The sequence below is a fragment of the Streptomyces sp. NPDC017246 genome (assembly GCF_044331325.1).
In the GTDB taxonomy this organism is placed as follows: domain Bacteria; phylum Actinomycetota; class Actinomycetes; order Streptomycetales; family Streptomycetaceae; genus Streptomyces.
The window spans coordinates 1-13734 of sequence record NZ_JBIRMW010000009.1; the positions used below are offsets into that span (position 1 = coordinate 1).

The following is a 13734-nucleotide window of genomic DNA, read 5'->3' on the forward strand; positions in this document are numbered from 1 at the left end:
ACGCCCGGTTACATTCCGAACCCGGAAGCTAAGCCTTTCAGCGCCGATGGTACTGCAGGGGGGACCCTGTGGGAGAGTAGGACGCCGCCGAACAAATCTTCAGGACCCCTGGTCCCAGCGTTCACGCTGGGACCAGGGGTCCTTTTGTTTTTTGCTTGACTTTTTCCGATGCGCGGCCGAGTGCCGGCTGCGCGAGAATGACTGCAGTACCCAAAGACAGGAGTCACACCGATGTCCACCAACTCTCCCGACGACCGTCCGGAGCGCGAACCGCGTCGCAGGGACGATGCCGGTGGCGACCGGGGCGGCTTCCGTGGGCCGCGCCGGGACGACAACCGCGGTGGTGACAACCGTGGTGGCGGCGGTGGCTTCCGTCGCGATGACAACCGTGGCGGCGACAACCGCGGTGGTGGTGGCGGCGGTTTCCGTCGTGACGACCGTGGCGGCGACAACCGTGGTGGTGGCGGCGGTTTCCGTCGCGACGACCGTGGCGGCGACAACCGTGGTGGTGGCGGCGGTTTCCGTCGTGACGATCGCGGTGGTGACAACCGTGGCGGTGACAACCGTGGTGGTGGTGGCGGTTTCCGCCGTGACGACCGTGGTGGCGACAGCCGCGGCGGTGGCGGTGGCTTCCGTCGTGATGATCGCGGTGGTGACAACCGTGGCGGTGGCGGTGGCTTCCGCCGTGACGACCGTGGTGGCGACAGCCGCGGTGCCGGCGGTGGCTTCCGTCGTGATGACCGGCGTGATGAGCGTCCCTCGTCGTTCCGTCGGGACGACCGTCCTTCGTTCCCGCGTGACGACCGCGGTGGCGACAACCGTGGCGGCGGTGGCGGCTTCCGCCGTGACGACAACCGTGGTGGCGACAACCGTGGTGGTGGCGGCGGTTTCCGCCGTGACGACCGTGGTGGTGACAACCGCGGTGCCGGCGGTGGCTTCCGTCGCGATGACCGGCGTGATGAGCGCCCGTCGTCGTTCCGTCGCGATGACCGTCCTTCGTTCCCGCGTGACGACCGCGGTGGCGACAACCGCGGCGGCGGCGGTGGCTTCCGTCGTGATGACCGGCGTGATGAGCGTCCCTCGTCGTTCCGTCGGGACGACCGTCCTTCGTTCCCGCGTGACGACCGCGGTGGCGACAACCGCGGCGGCGGCGGTGGCTTCCGTCGTGACGACCGGCGTGATGAGCGCCCGTCGTCGTTCCGTCGGGACGACAACCGTGGCGGTGACAACCGTGGTGGCGGCGGTGGCTTCCGTCGCGACGACCGTGGTGGCGACAGCCGCGGTGCCGGCGGTGGCTTCCGTCGTGACGACCGCCGTGACGACCGCGGCGGCGACCGTGGCGGATACCGTGGCCGCGACGACCGGGGCGGCGACCGCGGTGGTTTCCGCGGGCGTGACGACCGGGAGCGGAGCGACCGCGCGCCCATCAAGCGGCTGCCGATCCCGCCGGAGGTCACCGGTGAGGAGATCGACCCGGATGTGCGCCAGGAGCTCATGAGCCTGCCCAAGGGGCTCGCCGAGGACGTCTCGCGCAACCTCGTCATGGTCGCTCGGCTGATCGACGAGGACCCGGAGGAGGCGTACGGCTACTCCAGGGTCGCGCTGCGGCTCGCCTCCCGTGTCGCCGCCGTGCGCGAGGCCGCCGGCTTCGCCGCGTACGCGACGCAGAAGTACTCCGAGGCCCTGGCCGAGTTCCGCGCCGCCCGCCGGATGAGCGGTGGCGTCGAGCTGTGGCCCGTCATGGCCGACTGCGAGCGCGGTCTCGGCCGGCCCGAGCGTGCGCTCGCCATGGCCGGTGAGCCCGAGGTGCAGAAGCTGGACAAGGCCGGTCAGGTCGAGATGCGGCTCGTGGCCGCCGGCGCCCGCCGGGACCTGGATCAGCTCGACGCGGCCATCGTGACGCTGCAGAGCCCCGAGCTCGCTTCCAGCGCCGTGCACCCGTGGACCGCGCGCCTGCGGTACGCGTACGCCGACGCGCTGCTCGCCGCCGGTCGTGAGACCGAGGCGCGGGAGTGGTTCGCCAAGGCTCTGGAGGCCGACAAGGACGGGGCCACGGACGCCTCGGACCGGCTCGCCGAGATCGACGGTGTCGAGTTCGTCGACGCGTTCGACGAGTCGGAGGAGGAGTCGGACGTCGTCGTCTCCCTCGGCGACGTGGAGGATGTCGAGGACGACGTCCTCGATGTCGACGACGAGGACGGCGACCTCGACGAGGACGACGAGGACGACAGTGACGACAGCGTCGGCGACAAGAGCTGACACGGTTGACGCATGAGAAGGGCGGCACCCTCCGGGGTGCCGCCCTTCTTCGTTTTCCGGTCCTCGTCGTCGAGGGGTCTCAGTCCAGCGCCAGGCTTCTCAGGACCAGGCCCGTCGCGGGCTTCGGGCCGAAGGAGGTCGACTTTCGGGGCATGGTGACGCCCTGGCGGGCGAGGTCCCGTACGACCTCCTCCCGGACCGGGTGCATGAGGACGGCCGTACCGCCGCGACGCTCGGCCTGGTCGACCGCGGCCTCCGTGTCGTGGATGTAGCTGATGTCCTCGGGGGCGTCCGGGATGCGCCAGACGTGCTCCAGGAGGGTGGAGTGCAGGACCGTCGCGTCCAGGGTGCGCCAGGCGTCCGGGCGGTCCGTGCGGATCGTGCGGTCGAGGAGATCCGGGTCCGGGCGGTCGACGAGGTGGAAACCGCCGTCCCCCGCCAGGAGGAAGGCGTTGCCCTCGGCCGTGGCCTCCGCGAGGGCCTCCAGGGCCGCCGGCAGGGGGCTCTCGATCCGGCGCACCCGGAAGGAGCCGTCGAGGGCCGCGAGGGCGTCGGCGACCGGCAGGCGGTTGAGGAGGCGGTGGATCGCCCGGACCCGCAGGGGGTAGCGGGCGGTGTCGATGAGGAGGACCAGGCCGTAGTTCCAGGGGCCGGGCGAGGGGTGTTCCTCGCGCAGGCGGAGGTAGGTCGCCCAGCGGTGGTGGCCGTCGGCGATGAGGGCCTGGTGGTGGCTGAGCTCGGCGGCCACCGCGGCCTGCTCGGCCGGGTCGGTCACCGCCCACAGGCGGTGCCGGAAACCGTCCTCCGTGGTGGTGGCCAGCAGCGGGGGGCCCTGGACGGTGCGTTCGACGACCGCGCCCGCGCCGTCTCCGTCGCCGACGTAGGTGAGGAGCAGGGGCTCCAGATTGGCGGCCGTGGTCCGCATCAGGGCGGCCCGGTCCTCGACCACGTGCGGCATGACGTCCTCGTGGGGGAGGACGACCCCCTCGGCGGGGGTGGAGAGCTCCAGGGCCCCGATGATGCCGCGCTGCAGGATGCCGTCGCCGTGCTGCTCGTACACGTAGAGCGCGGGCTCCGGGTCCGGGGCGAGGACGCCGTCCGCGAGCCAACGGTCGAGGGTGACGGCGGCCTTGCGGTGACGGGTGCCGGCGGTGATCGCCTGCGGCAGGATCAGCCGGACGATGTTGTGCGGGTCGGCCGACTCCAGATGGAGTAGTCCGTCAGGTCGTACGACGACGTCGTAGGGAGGAGACGTCACGGCTGCCAGGCTGCCGACCCGTTCGGGGACGTAACGGAGTCCGCGGAACGGCGCCAGGCGCAGCCCTGCCGCGTCGTCGCGGACGTCATCGGCCGCGTGACCTGAGGTGTTCATCTCGTCATCGTATGTGGGCGGTGGCCATGAGCGATGATCGGGGGAGCGGGCGGAATTCACCCGACGACATGAGGAGTGTGCGGTGACGGTGCGGAACGGCCAGGGGCAGCAGGGTGTCGGCGGGAACCGGCCGGGTGGCAGCGCGGAGCCGCTGAGCGAGGCGTACGACACGGCGCTCCTGGACCTGGACGGGGTCGTGTACGCCGGAGGGGAGGCCGTGCCGCACGCCGTCGAGGCGCTCGGGGTCGCGCGGGCCGGCGGGATGCGCCTGGCGTATGTCACCAACAACGCGCTGCGGACGCCCGACGCGGTGGCCGAGCACCTCACCGAGCTCGGGGTGCCGACCGGGGCCGCGGACGTGATCACCTCGGCGCAGGCGGTGGCCCGGCTGATCGCCGACGACGTGCCGGCCGGCTCCCGGGTGCTGGTCATCGGCGGTGAGGGGCTGCGGGTGGCGCTGCGCGAGCGGGGCCTGGTGCCGGTGGACTCCGCCGAGGACGAGCCGGTGGCGGTCGTCCAGGGGTACGGGGGGTCGGAGATGCCGTGGGGGCGGTTCGCGGAGGCGAGTTACGCGGTGGCGCGGGGGCTTCCCTGGTACGCCTCGAACACGGACCTGACGATTCCCGGGGCGCGGGGGATCGGGCCGGGGAACGGGGCGGCCGTGGAGGTCGTACGGATCGCCACGGGTGGCCGCGTGGAGCCCAAGGTCGCCGGGAAGCCGCTGCCGCCGATGCACCGGGAGACGGTGCTGCGGACGGGTGCGCGGCGGCCTCTGGTGGTCGGGGACCGGCTGGACACGGACATCGAGGGCGCGTTCAACGGCGGGGTGGACTCGCTGCTCGTCCTGACCGGGGTGACGGATGTGGCCCAGCTGCTGAGGGCGGTGCCGGAGCACCGGCCGACGTATGTGGACGCCGATCTGCGGGGGCTGCTGGTGGGGCAGCCGGAGGTCGTCGCCGACGCGGACGGCGGGTTCGTGTGCGGGGACTGGCGGGCCTCGGTCCGTGAGGGTGCGCTGGTGCTCGAAGGGCGCGAAGGCGCGGCGGAGGGTCCGGCTGCCGGTGGGGCGGATGTGATGGACGGCGTACGGGCCTTGTGCGGGGCCGCCTGGTCGGCCGCGGACGCCGTGGGCGGGGGAGTGCCGGACGCGGGGAAGGCGCTGGCGCGGCTCGGGCTGTGAAATTGGGTAGGCTAACCTAACTTTCTTTGGGTCGCGGGCACGGGAGCACGGACATGGACGGTCGACAGCAGCGGCTGAGCGCGGAATCGGTCACCCTGGCGTACGAGCAGCGGGTCATCGCCCGCGATCTGTCCGTCGAGATCCCCGACAACTCGTTCACCGTCATCGTCGGGCCGAACGCCTGCGGCAAGTCCACCCTGCTCCGTGCCCTCTCCCGGATGCTGAAGCCCAGCCAGGGGCGCGTCCTCCTCGACGGGCAGTCGATCCACTCCATGCCCGCCAAGAAGGTGGCCAAGACCCTCGGTCTGCTGCCCCAGACCTCCGTGGCGCCCGACGGCATCACCGTGGCCGACCTCGTCGCCCGGGGCCGCTACCCGCACCAGGGGCTGCTGCGCCAGTGGTCCCCGGAGGACGAGCGGATCACCCGCGACGCCATGGAGGCGACCGGGGTGGCCGAGCTGGCCGAGCGGTACGTCGACGAGCTCTCCGGCGGTCAGCGCCAGCGCGTCTGGATCGCCATGGCGCTCGCCCAGCAGACCCCGCTGCTGCTGCTCGACGAGCCGACGACGTACCTCGACATCCAGCACCAGATCGACGTCCTCGACCTGTGCGCCGAGCTCCACGAGACCCAGGGCCGCACGCTCGTCGCCGTCCTGCACGACCTCAACCACGCGGCCCGGTACGCGACCCACCTCATCGCAGTCCGCGACGGCGAGGTGGTCGCCGAGGGCCCGCCGTCCGAGGTCGTGACCGCCGAGCTGGTCGAGCGGGTCTTCGGGCTGCGCTGCCAGATCATCGACGACCCCGAGACCGGGACGCCGCTCGTCGTACCGGCCGGGCGCAAGGCCCGGCTTCCCAGGCCCGCCGCGTCCCCGGAGCCCGCCCTCCGCCCGTGATCCCTAGAGGAGCGAGCGGAGCCGCAGCAGGTCGCGGAAGCCCGCCTCCAGCCTGACCCGGCCCGAGGCCCAGGCCTTGGCGAAGTTCAGTTCGCCGGCGACCATCGCCAGCAGGTCGTCGCCGGTCATCGCGAGCCGGATCTGCGCCTTGTCCGGCGGCGGGCCCGCGACCGTGTCCTCGACCAGGATCCTGCCGTCCGCGAGACGGCCCGTGAACGTGGTGTCCAGATCGGTGATGTGGCAGCTCAGGGTGCGTTCGAGCGCGGCCGCGCCGCGCACGTCGCCGTCCGCCCGCGCGAAGCTGTCCGAGAGTCTGTCGAGTGCGCCGCGGCACTCCGTGATCGTCGCCATCGCCGTCGACCGTACCCCAGGGGTTCGCGGTAGCGTCGGGACCATGAACGACGCGATGCCCGAACCGGAGCCCGCGGACGCGACGGCCCCGCAGGATGTCCACGAGCCCGCGGCGGCCGCGCCGCTCGGGGTCGAGCGGGCGCTCACCGGGCACCCCGGTGTCGACGTCCACCTGGCGCGTCTCGAAGAGGTGGACCACCTCCCGGCGGACGGACACCTGGAGGTGTACGAGGATGTACACCGTGGACTGCGTGCCGAGCTGACCTCGCTCGACGCGCACCCCGCCCCTCGTCCGTACGAAAACAGGAGCTGAACCCAACGTGGCAGGAGTGGCACGCCGCCGTCTCGACGCCGAGCTGGTCCGGCGCAAGCTCGCGCGCTCGCGCGAGCACGCCAGCCAGCTGATCGCCGCGGGCCGGGTGACCGTCGGCAAGACCGTCGCCACCAAGCCCGCCACCCAGGTCGAGACCGCCGCGGCCATCGTCGTCGTGCAGGACGACTCCGACCCCGACTACGTCTCGCGCGGCGGGCACAAGCTCGCCGGGGCCTTCGAGGCCTTCGTCCCGCTCGGGCTGAAGGTCGAGGGCCGGCGAGCCCTGGACGCCGGTGCCTCCACCGGTGGCTTCACCGATGTGCTGCTGCGCGCGGGCGCCGCGCATGTCGTCGCCGTCGACGTCGGCTACGGACAGCTCGCCTGGTCGCTGCAGAGCGACGAGCGGGTCACCGTGAAGGACCGTACGAACGTACGCGAGTTGACGGTCGACGCGATCGACGGCGTTCCCGTCGACCTGGTCGTCGGCGACCTCTCCTTCATCCCGCTCGGCCTCGTCCTGCCCGCCCTGGCGGCCTGCACGGCGCCCGGCGCCGACCTCGTCCTCATGGTGAAGCCGCAGTTCGAGGTGGGCAAGGAGCGGCTCGGCACCGGCGGAGTCGTCCGGAGCACCGAACTCCGCGCCGACGCCGTGAAGAACGTGGCCCGGCGGGCGGCCGAGCTGGGGCTCGGCGTCCTGGGCGTCACGGCGAGCCCGCTGCCCGGCCCCTCCGGCAACGTCGAGTACTTTCTGTGGCTGCGGGCAGGGGCGCCCGCGCTGGATCCGGCGGATGTCGACCGCGCCGTGGCGGAAGGACCTCGTTGAGCTCAACGGCAGCACCACCACACACCACACCACGTACCGTCTTCCTCCTCGCGCACACGGGCAGGCCCGCCGCCGTGCGCAGCGCCGAACTGGTCGTCCTCGGACTGCTGCGCTGCGGCATCGGCGTCCGTGTCCTGGAGGCCGAGGCCGCGGACCTGCCGCTGCCGCCCTCCGTCGAGAAGGTGCCGGAAGCATGCTCCGACGCGCTCGACGGCTGTGAACTCCTCGTCGTCCTCGGCGGCGACGGCACCCTGCTGCGCGGCGCCGAGTTCTCCCGCGCCTCCGGCGTCCCGATGCTCGGCGTCAACCTCGGCCGTGTCGGCTTCCTCGCCGAGGCCGAGCGCGACGACCTCGACAAGGTCGTCGACCGGGTCGTGACGAAGGCGTACGAGGTCGAGGAGCGGATGACGCTCGACGTCGTCGTGTACGAGAACGGCGACGTCCTGCACCGCGACTGGGCGCTCAACGAGGCGGCCGTGCAGAAGGTGTCCCCGGAACGGATGCTGGAGGTCGTCCTCGCGATCGACGGCCGCCCGGTGACCGGCTTCGGCTGCGACGGGGTGATCTGCGCGACACCGACCGGCTCCACCGCGTACGCCTTCTCGGCGGGCGGCCCGGTCGTCTGGCCCGAGGTCGAGGCGCTGCTCATGGTCCCGATCGGGGCGCACGCCCTCTTCGCCAAGCCGCTGATCACCACCCCCGAGTCGGTGCTCGCCGTCGAGGTCGAACCGCACACCCCGCACGGCGTGCTGTGGTGCGACGGGCGGCGGACGGTGGAACTCCCGGCCGGCGCACGGGTCGAGGTGCGGCGGGGTGCCGTGCCGGTCAGGCTCGCCCGGCTCCACCACGCCTCCTTCACGGACCGGCTGGTCGCCAAGTTCGCCCTTCCGGTGTCGGGGTGGCGGGGCGGGGCGCGCTGACGTCCCTCCGCAGGGGGGAGCCGGGCGGGTGTACGCCCGCTCCCGGCGCCCGGAGCGCCCGCCTCCGGCTTCCGGGGCACGGAACGATCGGCGCGCCGGAGGGTTACGCCCGGGGGTGATGTCGCATCGCACCGGGGAAACCTCGTATGGTCTGGGGCGTGCTGGAGGAGATGCGGATACGGTCGCTCGGGGTCATCGACGACGCGGTGGTCGAGCTGTCGCCCGGCTTCACCGCGGTGACCGGTGAGACCGGTGCGGGCAAGACCATGGTGGTGACCAGCCTGGGCCTGCTGCTCGGTGGACGGGCCGACCCGGCCCTCGTACGGATCGGCGCGGCCTCGGCCGTCGTCGAGGGGCGGATCAGCGTGCCCGCGGGCGCGTCCGCCGCCGTACGCGCCGAGGAGGCAGGGGCGGAGCTCGACGACGGTGTGCTGCTCGTCAGCCGCACCATCTCGGCCGAGGGACGCTCACGGGCCCACCTCGGCGGGCGCTCCGTGCCCGTCGGGCTGCTCGCCGAGCTCGCCGACGAACTCGTCGCCGTCCACGGCCAGACCGACCAGCAGGGCCTGCTCAAGCCCGCCCGGCAGCGCGGGGCGCTCGACCGGTACGCGGGCGAGGCCGTCTCCGTACCGCTCGCCGCCTACGCCGAGGCGTACCGGCGGCTGCGCGCCGTCACCGGGGAACTGGACGAGATCACCACCCGGGCCCGTGAGCGGGCGCAGGAGGCCGATCTGCTGCGCTTCGGGCTCGGCGAGATCGAGGCCGTCGCCCCGCTCGCCGGGGAGGACACCGAACTCGCCGCCGAGGCGGAGCGGCTCGGTCACGCCGAGGCCCTGGCCTCCGCCGCCGCCCTCGCGCACGCCGCCCTCGCGGGCGTCCCCGAGGACCCCGAGTCCGTCGACGCCACGACTCTCGTCGCGGGCGCCGGGCGGGCCCTGGAGGCCGTGCGGTCGCACGACCCGGCGCTCGCCGCGCTCGCCGACCGGATGGGGGAGATCTCCATCCTGCTCGGTGATGTCGCCACCGAGCTCGCCGGATACGCCGACGACCTGGACGCCGATCCGCTGCGGCTCTCCGCCGTCGAGGAGCGGCGCGCCGCGCTCACCCAGCTCACCCGGAAGTACGGCGAGGACATCGCGGGAGTTCTCGCCTGGGCCGAGGAGAGCGCGGGCCGGCTCGGCGAGCTGGACGGCGACGACGACCGCATCGAGGAACTCACCGCCGAGCGGGACCGGCTGCGTGACGACCTGTCGGTGCTCGCCCAGCGGCTCACCGACGCCCGTACCGGGGCGGCCGACCTGTTCGCCGGCGCCGTCACCGCCGAGCTGGCCTCGCTCGCCATGCCCCACGCGCGGGTGTCCTTCGACATCCGGCAGACCGAGGACCCCGAAGGCGTCGAGGTCGGCGGCCGCCGGGTCGCGTACGGCCCTTCGGGGGCCGACGAGGTCGAGCTGCTGCTCGCCCCGCACCCCGGCGCTCCGCCGCGGCCGATCGCCAAGGGCGCGTCCGGCGGTGAGCTGTCCCGGGTGATGCTCGCGGTGGAGGTCGTGTTCGCCGGGGTCGACCCGGTGCCGACGTACCTCTTCGACGAGGTCGACGCGGGTGTCGGCGGCAAGGCGGCCGTCGAGATCGGCCGCCGGCTCGCCAAGCTCGCCAGGACCGCGCAGGTCGTGGTCGTCACCCACCTCCCGCAGGTCGCGGCCTTCGCCGACCGGCAGCTGCTCGTCGAGAAGACCAACGACGGCTCGGTGACCCGGTCCGGAGTGACCGTCCTGGAGGGCGAGGAACGGGTGCGGGAGCTGTCCCGGATGCTCGCCGGCCAGGAGGACTCCGAGACGGCCAGGGCGCACGCGGAGGAGCTGCTCGCGACGGCCCGGGCGGACGGGTGAGGCGCCTCGCCTCCTTCGGGATCGCCGCGGGTATGAGCCGGGCGGTGTACGAGGGGCTGCGCCGGCGCGCGCCCGAGGAGCGGTGGCTCCGGATCAACCGCGCGGGGCGGAGCGTCGATCTGTACGCCGGGCCCGCCGCGGCCCTGGGCGCCGCGGCCGGCGCCGGGAGCGGGCCCGCGGCGTTCGCCGTGCTGGCCGCCGGGGTCTGCGGGGCGTACGACGACGCCAGGGGTGACCATCGGCGGGGCTTCCGGGCCCATCTGGCGGCGCTGCGGGACGGCGAGGTGACCAGTGGGGCCGTGAAGCTCCTCGGTATCGGCGCCGCCTCGCTCGTGGCGGGGGCGCTGCTCAAGGAACGGCCCGTGGACAAGGTGCTCGCCGGTGTCGTCATCGCCGGGAGCGCGCATCTGGTGAACCTGGTGGACGTACGGCCCGGGCAGGCGGGCCTCGCGGTCCTCGCGCTCGGCGCACCCGGGCTGCTGCGCGGCTCGGTCGCCGCCGCCCCCATGGGGGCCGTCACCGCGGTCCTCGGGGACGACCTCGGTGAGCGCACCATGCTCGGCGACACGGGCGCGCACGCGCTCGGCGCCGCCGTCGGCAGCGCGATCGCCGCCGGCAACGGGCGGTTCGGACTCGCCGTGCACGCGGCGGGGCTGATCGCCGCCGCGGTCTGGGGGGAGTGCGAGGTCTCCTCGCGCGCTCACCCGAGTGAGTGAACCCGTGGGGTGAGTCCCGGAGCCGCCCGCCTTCCGTGCGGGGGAACGACGCCACTTCGGTGCCGGAACGTGCGTACGGTCAGGGGCGAGGACTGGCATCCTTGGGCGCGTGACACAGCTCCGTACGGTCCAAGTGCTGGGCGGCGGCAGCGCGGGCAGCAGCGCTCACGTCCGATCACTTGCCTCGGGGCTGGTGGCGAGGGGCGTGCGGGTGACCGTGTGCGCCCCGGCCGAACTCGACCGCGTCTACGACTATCTGGGCGCCGGCGCGCACTTCGTGCCGCTGCCGCGCCTCGGCGACCCCGCCACGGTCACCGCGCTCCGCAACGCCTGCATCGGCGCGGACGTGGTCCACGCCCACGGCCTGCCGGCGTCCGTACGGGCCGCGCTCGCGCTGTCCGGCGGTCCGGGCGGAGGCGGCGGCCGCGCACCGCTCGTGACGACCTGGGACAGCCGGATCCCTGTGGACGGGGCCCGGGCCGGGGTCCTGCGGCTCCTCGAACGAAGGACCGTGCGGGCCGCGACCGTCGTCCTCGGCACCTCGTCCGAGCTCGTCGACCGGGCCCGGCGGCGCGGGGCCAGGGACGCCCGGCTCGCGCCCGTCACCGTGCCGGCCGCGCGCGGACCCGTATGCCTCCACGACGGCAAGGCGCGGGCCGAACTCGGCGCCGTCGAACGGCCGTTGCTGATGGCGGTCGGCGCGCTCGAACGGGGGCGGGGCTACCGGACGCTGCTCGACGCGGCACGGTCGTGGCGGGAGCTCGACCCGCAGCCGCTGCTCGTGATCGCGGGAGAGGGGCGCGAACGGGCCGCTCTCCAGCGGCGGATCGCGGCCGAGGGGCTGCCGGTGCGGCTGATCGGGCGGCGGGAGGATGTCGCCGAGCTGCTCGCGGCGGCGGATGTGGCGGTGCTGCCCTCCCGGTGGGAGGCACGGTCCCTGCTCGCCCAGGAGGCACTCCGGCTCGGCGTGCCGCTCGTCGCCACCGCGGTGGGTGGAGTGCCGGAACTCGTCGGTGACGCGGCGGAGTTGGTGCCGTACGGGGATTCGGCGGCGCTCGCCGGGGCGGTCCGGGGGCTGCTCGATGACGTGGAGCGGCGGATGGATCTCGCGGCCGCCGGGCGGGTGCAGGCACGGTCCTGGCCCACGGAGGACGAGACGGTGGCGCATGTGCTGAGCGTCTACGACGAGTTGGTGGGGCGCTAGGCCGCTCACCTGGTGCGGGCAGGCGTTCCGCGGGGCGGACGCCCGCCCGTGACAGGGCGGTGAGGCCGGGGCCCGGGGGGCTACGGCGTGTGGCGGCGGGCCCTCAGAGCCAGGGAGAGGGCCAGGACTGTCTGGGGGTCGTCCAGGTCCGTGCCCAGGAGCTCCGAGATGCGGGCCAGACGGTTGTAGAGCGTCTGGCGGTTGAGGTGGAGCTCCCGGGCCGTCTCCGCCTTGCGGCCCGCGTGCGCCAGATACGTCTCCAGAGTCGGGAGGAGCGGCGGGCGGGACGTCCCGTCGTGGTCCCGCAGGGGGCCGATCGCACGGTCCACGAACGCCGCGAGGACCGTGTCCCCGTGGAAGTGCAGCCGCCACAGCAGCAGGTCGATGTCGAGCCGCCGGGCGTCGTACCAGGGGAGGTCCGAGAGCCCCTGCGCGGCCGTCGCCGTCTCCGCCGCGTGCCGCAATCCCGCCGATGCCGCCGCCCAGCTGCCCGCCACGCCCACCACGACCACCGGCGGGTGCGCCCCGGAGCGTTCGAGACCGGCCCGCTCCACGCCCGCGCGGAGCGCCGCCGCGACCCGGTCCGCGACCGCCGTGCGCTCCGACTCGGAGCGCAGGCCGAGCAGCAGCGGCACCCGGCCCTCGACCGGGCGGACGCCCAGGAGGACCGGCACTCCGACGGAGGCCAGCTCCTCCAGGACGGCGCGGGCCAGCAGGGCCCAGTTGCCGGACGGGGAGAGCTCCGAGGCCATGCGCATGACCACCGGCAGGAGCGGGCCGTCACCCGGCTTGAAGCCCAGGACCCGGGCCTGCGCCGGGGCGTCCTCGGCCGTGATGCGGCCCTCCGCCAGGTCCGTCAGGAAGTCGCCCCGGCCGCGCGCGGCCAGCTCCTCCTCCTGCCGCGCCTGCATCAGGACGACCGCGAGGAGCCCGGCCGCGCGCTCGGCCGCCATCCGGTGCACGGGGGAGAGGGCGCCGGAGACCGAGAGCAGGACGAGGCGGGCCCGTACCGAGGCCGTGCCGGGGCCGCCGCCGGGCACGTCGACCAGGACCGTGCCGGTCGGCGGGCCGGACTCGCGGGCCGCCCGCTGGCCGCGCAGCCCGTCCCACACCTGGAGCGGGTCGGCGGGCGCGGACTCGGTGCCCGCCGCGTACAGCAGCTGACCGTCGGCCGTCTCCAGGAAGACGGGGTTGGCGGCGAAGTCCGACAGGATGCGCAGGACCTGCGGGACCCCGCCGCCGCCGAGCAGGGCCTCCGTGCACTGCCGGTGGACCTCCTCGGCCTGCCGGAGCAGCGCGTAGTGGCCGTTGACGATCTCGGTGTGGATCTCCTCGGTCACGGCCACGAAGGGGACCTCGCGGTGCAGCTGCACCAGGGGCAGACCGGCGGCCCTCGCGGTCTCCACTATCGTCGCCGGCAGGCGGGCGAAGCGCGGCCCCAGCTCGACCACGAGCGCGGCGATCCCCCGGTCGGCGAGGCGGCGTACGAAGGCCCGCTGCTCGGCCGGCCTGGTACCGAGCCCGAGGCCCGTGGTCAGCAGCAGCTCGCCGCCCTTGAGCAGCGACGCGATGTTCGGCACCTCGCCCGCGTGCACCCAGCGCACCGTGCGGTGCAGCCGGTCCGCGCCGGCGACGACCTCCGGGAGCCCGCCGCGCAGGCCCGGGAGTTCGAGCGCCCGCTGCACGGTGATCCCGCCCTGATTGTCCATGGGGCCGGACGCTACCCGCGTCCGTGTTCCGGCGACATCACCCCACGGTCACGGGGCCCGACAGTTCGCACACGGGGACGACAACTCGTCGACCCCGGAAGG

The 13734-nt window shown here is 74.0% G+C and carries 12 protein-coding genes, 1 rRNA gene and 1 pseudogene; 11 read left to right on the plus strand and 3 right to left on the minus strand.

The features are described 5' to 3' along the window. From rrf to ACH4MY_RS21480, 3 genes and pseudogenes are all read left to right on the plus strand, one after another. Window positions 1-93, plus strand: a 5S ribosomal RNA gene (rrf, locus tag ACH4MY_RS21470); the annotation flags it as partial. A 138-nt stretch (window positions 94-231) separates the two neighbouring features. After that, window positions 232-1314 (plus strand): annotated as a pseudogene (locus ACH4MY_RS21475) (hypothetical protein); the annotation flags it as partial. A 165-nt stretch (window positions 1315-1479) separates the two neighbouring features. Next, window positions 1480-2259, plus strand: coding sequence for a hypothetical protein (locus ACH4MY_RS21480; protein ID WP_398005587.1), 780 nt, complete (start codon window positions 1480-1482; stop codon window positions 2257-2259). Window positions 2260-2338: 79 nt separating this feature from the next. Here the strand turns inward: ACH4MY_RS21480 and ACH4MY_RS21485 are convergent, their stop codons facing one another. Next, window positions 2339-3631, minus strand: a complete 1293-nt coding sequence (locus ACH4MY_RS21485) for a DUF1015 domain-containing protein (RefSeq protein WP_398005316.1) — start codon at window positions 3629-3631, stop codon at window positions 2339-2341. An 82-nt stretch (window positions 3632-3713) separates the two neighbouring features. Here ACH4MY_RS21485 and ACH4MY_RS21490 point away from each other — a divergent pair, with 82 nt between their 5' ends. After that, the gene (locus tag ACH4MY_RS21490; protein WP_398005317.1) at window positions 3714-4811 is read left to right on the plus strand and encodes an HAD hydrolase-like protein; all 1098 of its coding nucleotides are present in this window, start codon (window positions 3714-3716) and stop codon (window positions 4809-4811) included. Between the two features lie 53 nt (window positions 4812-4864). Next, complete coding sequence (locus ACH4MY_RS21495) at window positions 4865-5707, plus strand: ABC transporter ATP-binding protein (protein ID WP_398005318.1); 843 nt, start codon at window positions 4865-4867, stop codon at window positions 5705-5707. A 3-nt stretch (window positions 5708-5710) separates the two neighbouring features. On the opposite strand, the gene ACH4MY_RS21500 is transcribed toward ACH4MY_RS21495, so the two are convergent. Then, window positions 5711-6058, minus strand: a complete 348-nt coding sequence (locus ACH4MY_RS21500) for an SCP2 sterol-binding domain-containing protein (RefSeq protein ID WP_398005319.1) — start codon at window positions 6056-6058, stop codon at window positions 5711-5713. Window positions 6059-6101: 43 nt separating this feature from the next. On the opposite strand from ACH4MY_RS21500, the gene ACH4MY_RS21505 reads away from it, so the two are divergent. From ACH4MY_RS21505 to ACH4MY_RS21530, 6 genes are all read left to right on the plus strand, one after another. Then, complete coding sequence (locus ACH4MY_RS21505; protein WP_398005320.1) at window positions 6102-6371, plus strand: hypothetical protein; 270 nt, start codon at window positions 6102-6104, stop codon at window positions 6369-6371. A gap of 7 nt (window positions 6372-6378) precedes the next feature. Next, complete coding sequence (locus tag ACH4MY_RS21510; protein WP_398005321.1) at window positions 6379-7194, plus strand: TlyA family RNA methyltransferase; 816 nt, start codon at window positions 6379-6381, stop codon at window positions 7192-7194. Further along, the gene (locus ACH4MY_RS21515; RefSeq protein ID WP_398005322.1) at window positions 7191-8114 is read left to right on the plus strand and encodes an NAD kinase; all 924 of its coding nucleotides are present in this window, start codon (window positions 7191-7193) and stop codon (window positions 8112-8114) included. Before ACH4MY_RS21510 ends, ACH4MY_RS21515 begins: the two co-directional genes overlap by 4 nt. A gap of 146 nt (window positions 8115-8260) precedes the next feature. Then, complete coding sequence (recN, locus tag ACH4MY_RS21520) at window positions 8261-10003, plus strand: DNA repair protein RecN (protein ID WP_398005323.1); 1743 nt, start codon at window positions 8261-8263, stop codon at window positions 10001-10003. A 32-nt stretch (window positions 10004-10035) separates the two neighbouring features. Beyond that, window positions 10036-10719, plus strand: a complete 684-nt coding sequence (locus tag ACH4MY_RS21525) for a hypothetical protein (protein WP_398005324.1) — start codon at window positions 10036-10038, stop codon at window positions 10717-10719. Between the two features lie 109 nt (window positions 10720-10828). Next, on the plus strand, window positions 10829-11923 hold the full coding sequence (locus ACH4MY_RS21530) for a glycosyltransferase family 4 protein (protein WP_398005325.1): 1095 nt from the start codon (window positions 10829-10831) through the stop codon (window positions 11921-11923). Window positions 11924-12003: 80 nt separating this feature from the next. Here the strand turns inward: ACH4MY_RS21530 and ACH4MY_RS21535 are convergent, their stop codons facing one another. Further along, a complete protein-coding gene (locus ACH4MY_RS21535) occupies window positions 12004-13632 on the minus strand; it encodes a PucR family transcriptional regulator (RefSeq protein WP_398005326.1) in 1629 nt (542 codons plus the stop codon). Window positions 13633-13734 lie beyond the last annotated feature (102 nt).

What these genes read in the sequence shown, in the direction of transcription:
- ACH4MY_RS21495 (WP_398005318.1), top strand. Translation starts at nt 4,865, where the DNA reads ATGGACGGTCGACAGCAGCGGCTGAGCGCGGAATCGGTCACCCTGGCG.
- ACH4MY_RS21525 (WP_398005324.1), top strand. Translation starts at nt 10,036, where the DNA reads ATGAGCCGGGCGGTGTACGAGGGGCTGCGCCGGCGCGCGCCCGAGGAG.
- ACH4MY_RS21535 (WP_398005326.1), bottom strand. Translation starts at nt 13,632, where the DNA reads ATGGACAATCAGGGCGGGATCACCGTGCAGCGGGCGCTCGAACTCCCG.
- ACH4MY_RS21485 (WP_398005316.1), bottom strand. Translation starts at nt 3,631, where the DNA reads ATGAACACCTCAGGTCACGCGGCCGATGACGTCCGCGACGACGCGGCA.
- recN (WP_398005323.1), top strand. Translation starts at nt 8,261, where the DNA reads ATGGTCTGGGGCGTGCTGGAGGAGATGCGGATACGGTCGCTCGGGGTC.
- ACH4MY_RS21505 (WP_398005320.1), top strand. Translation starts at nt 6,102, where the DNA reads ATGAACGACGCGATGCCCGAACCGGAGCCCGCGGACGCGACGGCCCCG.
- ACH4MY_RS21500 (WP_398005319.1), bottom strand. Translation starts at nt 6,058, where the DNA reads ATGGCGACGATCACGGAGTGCCGCGGCGCACTCGACAGACTCTCGGAC.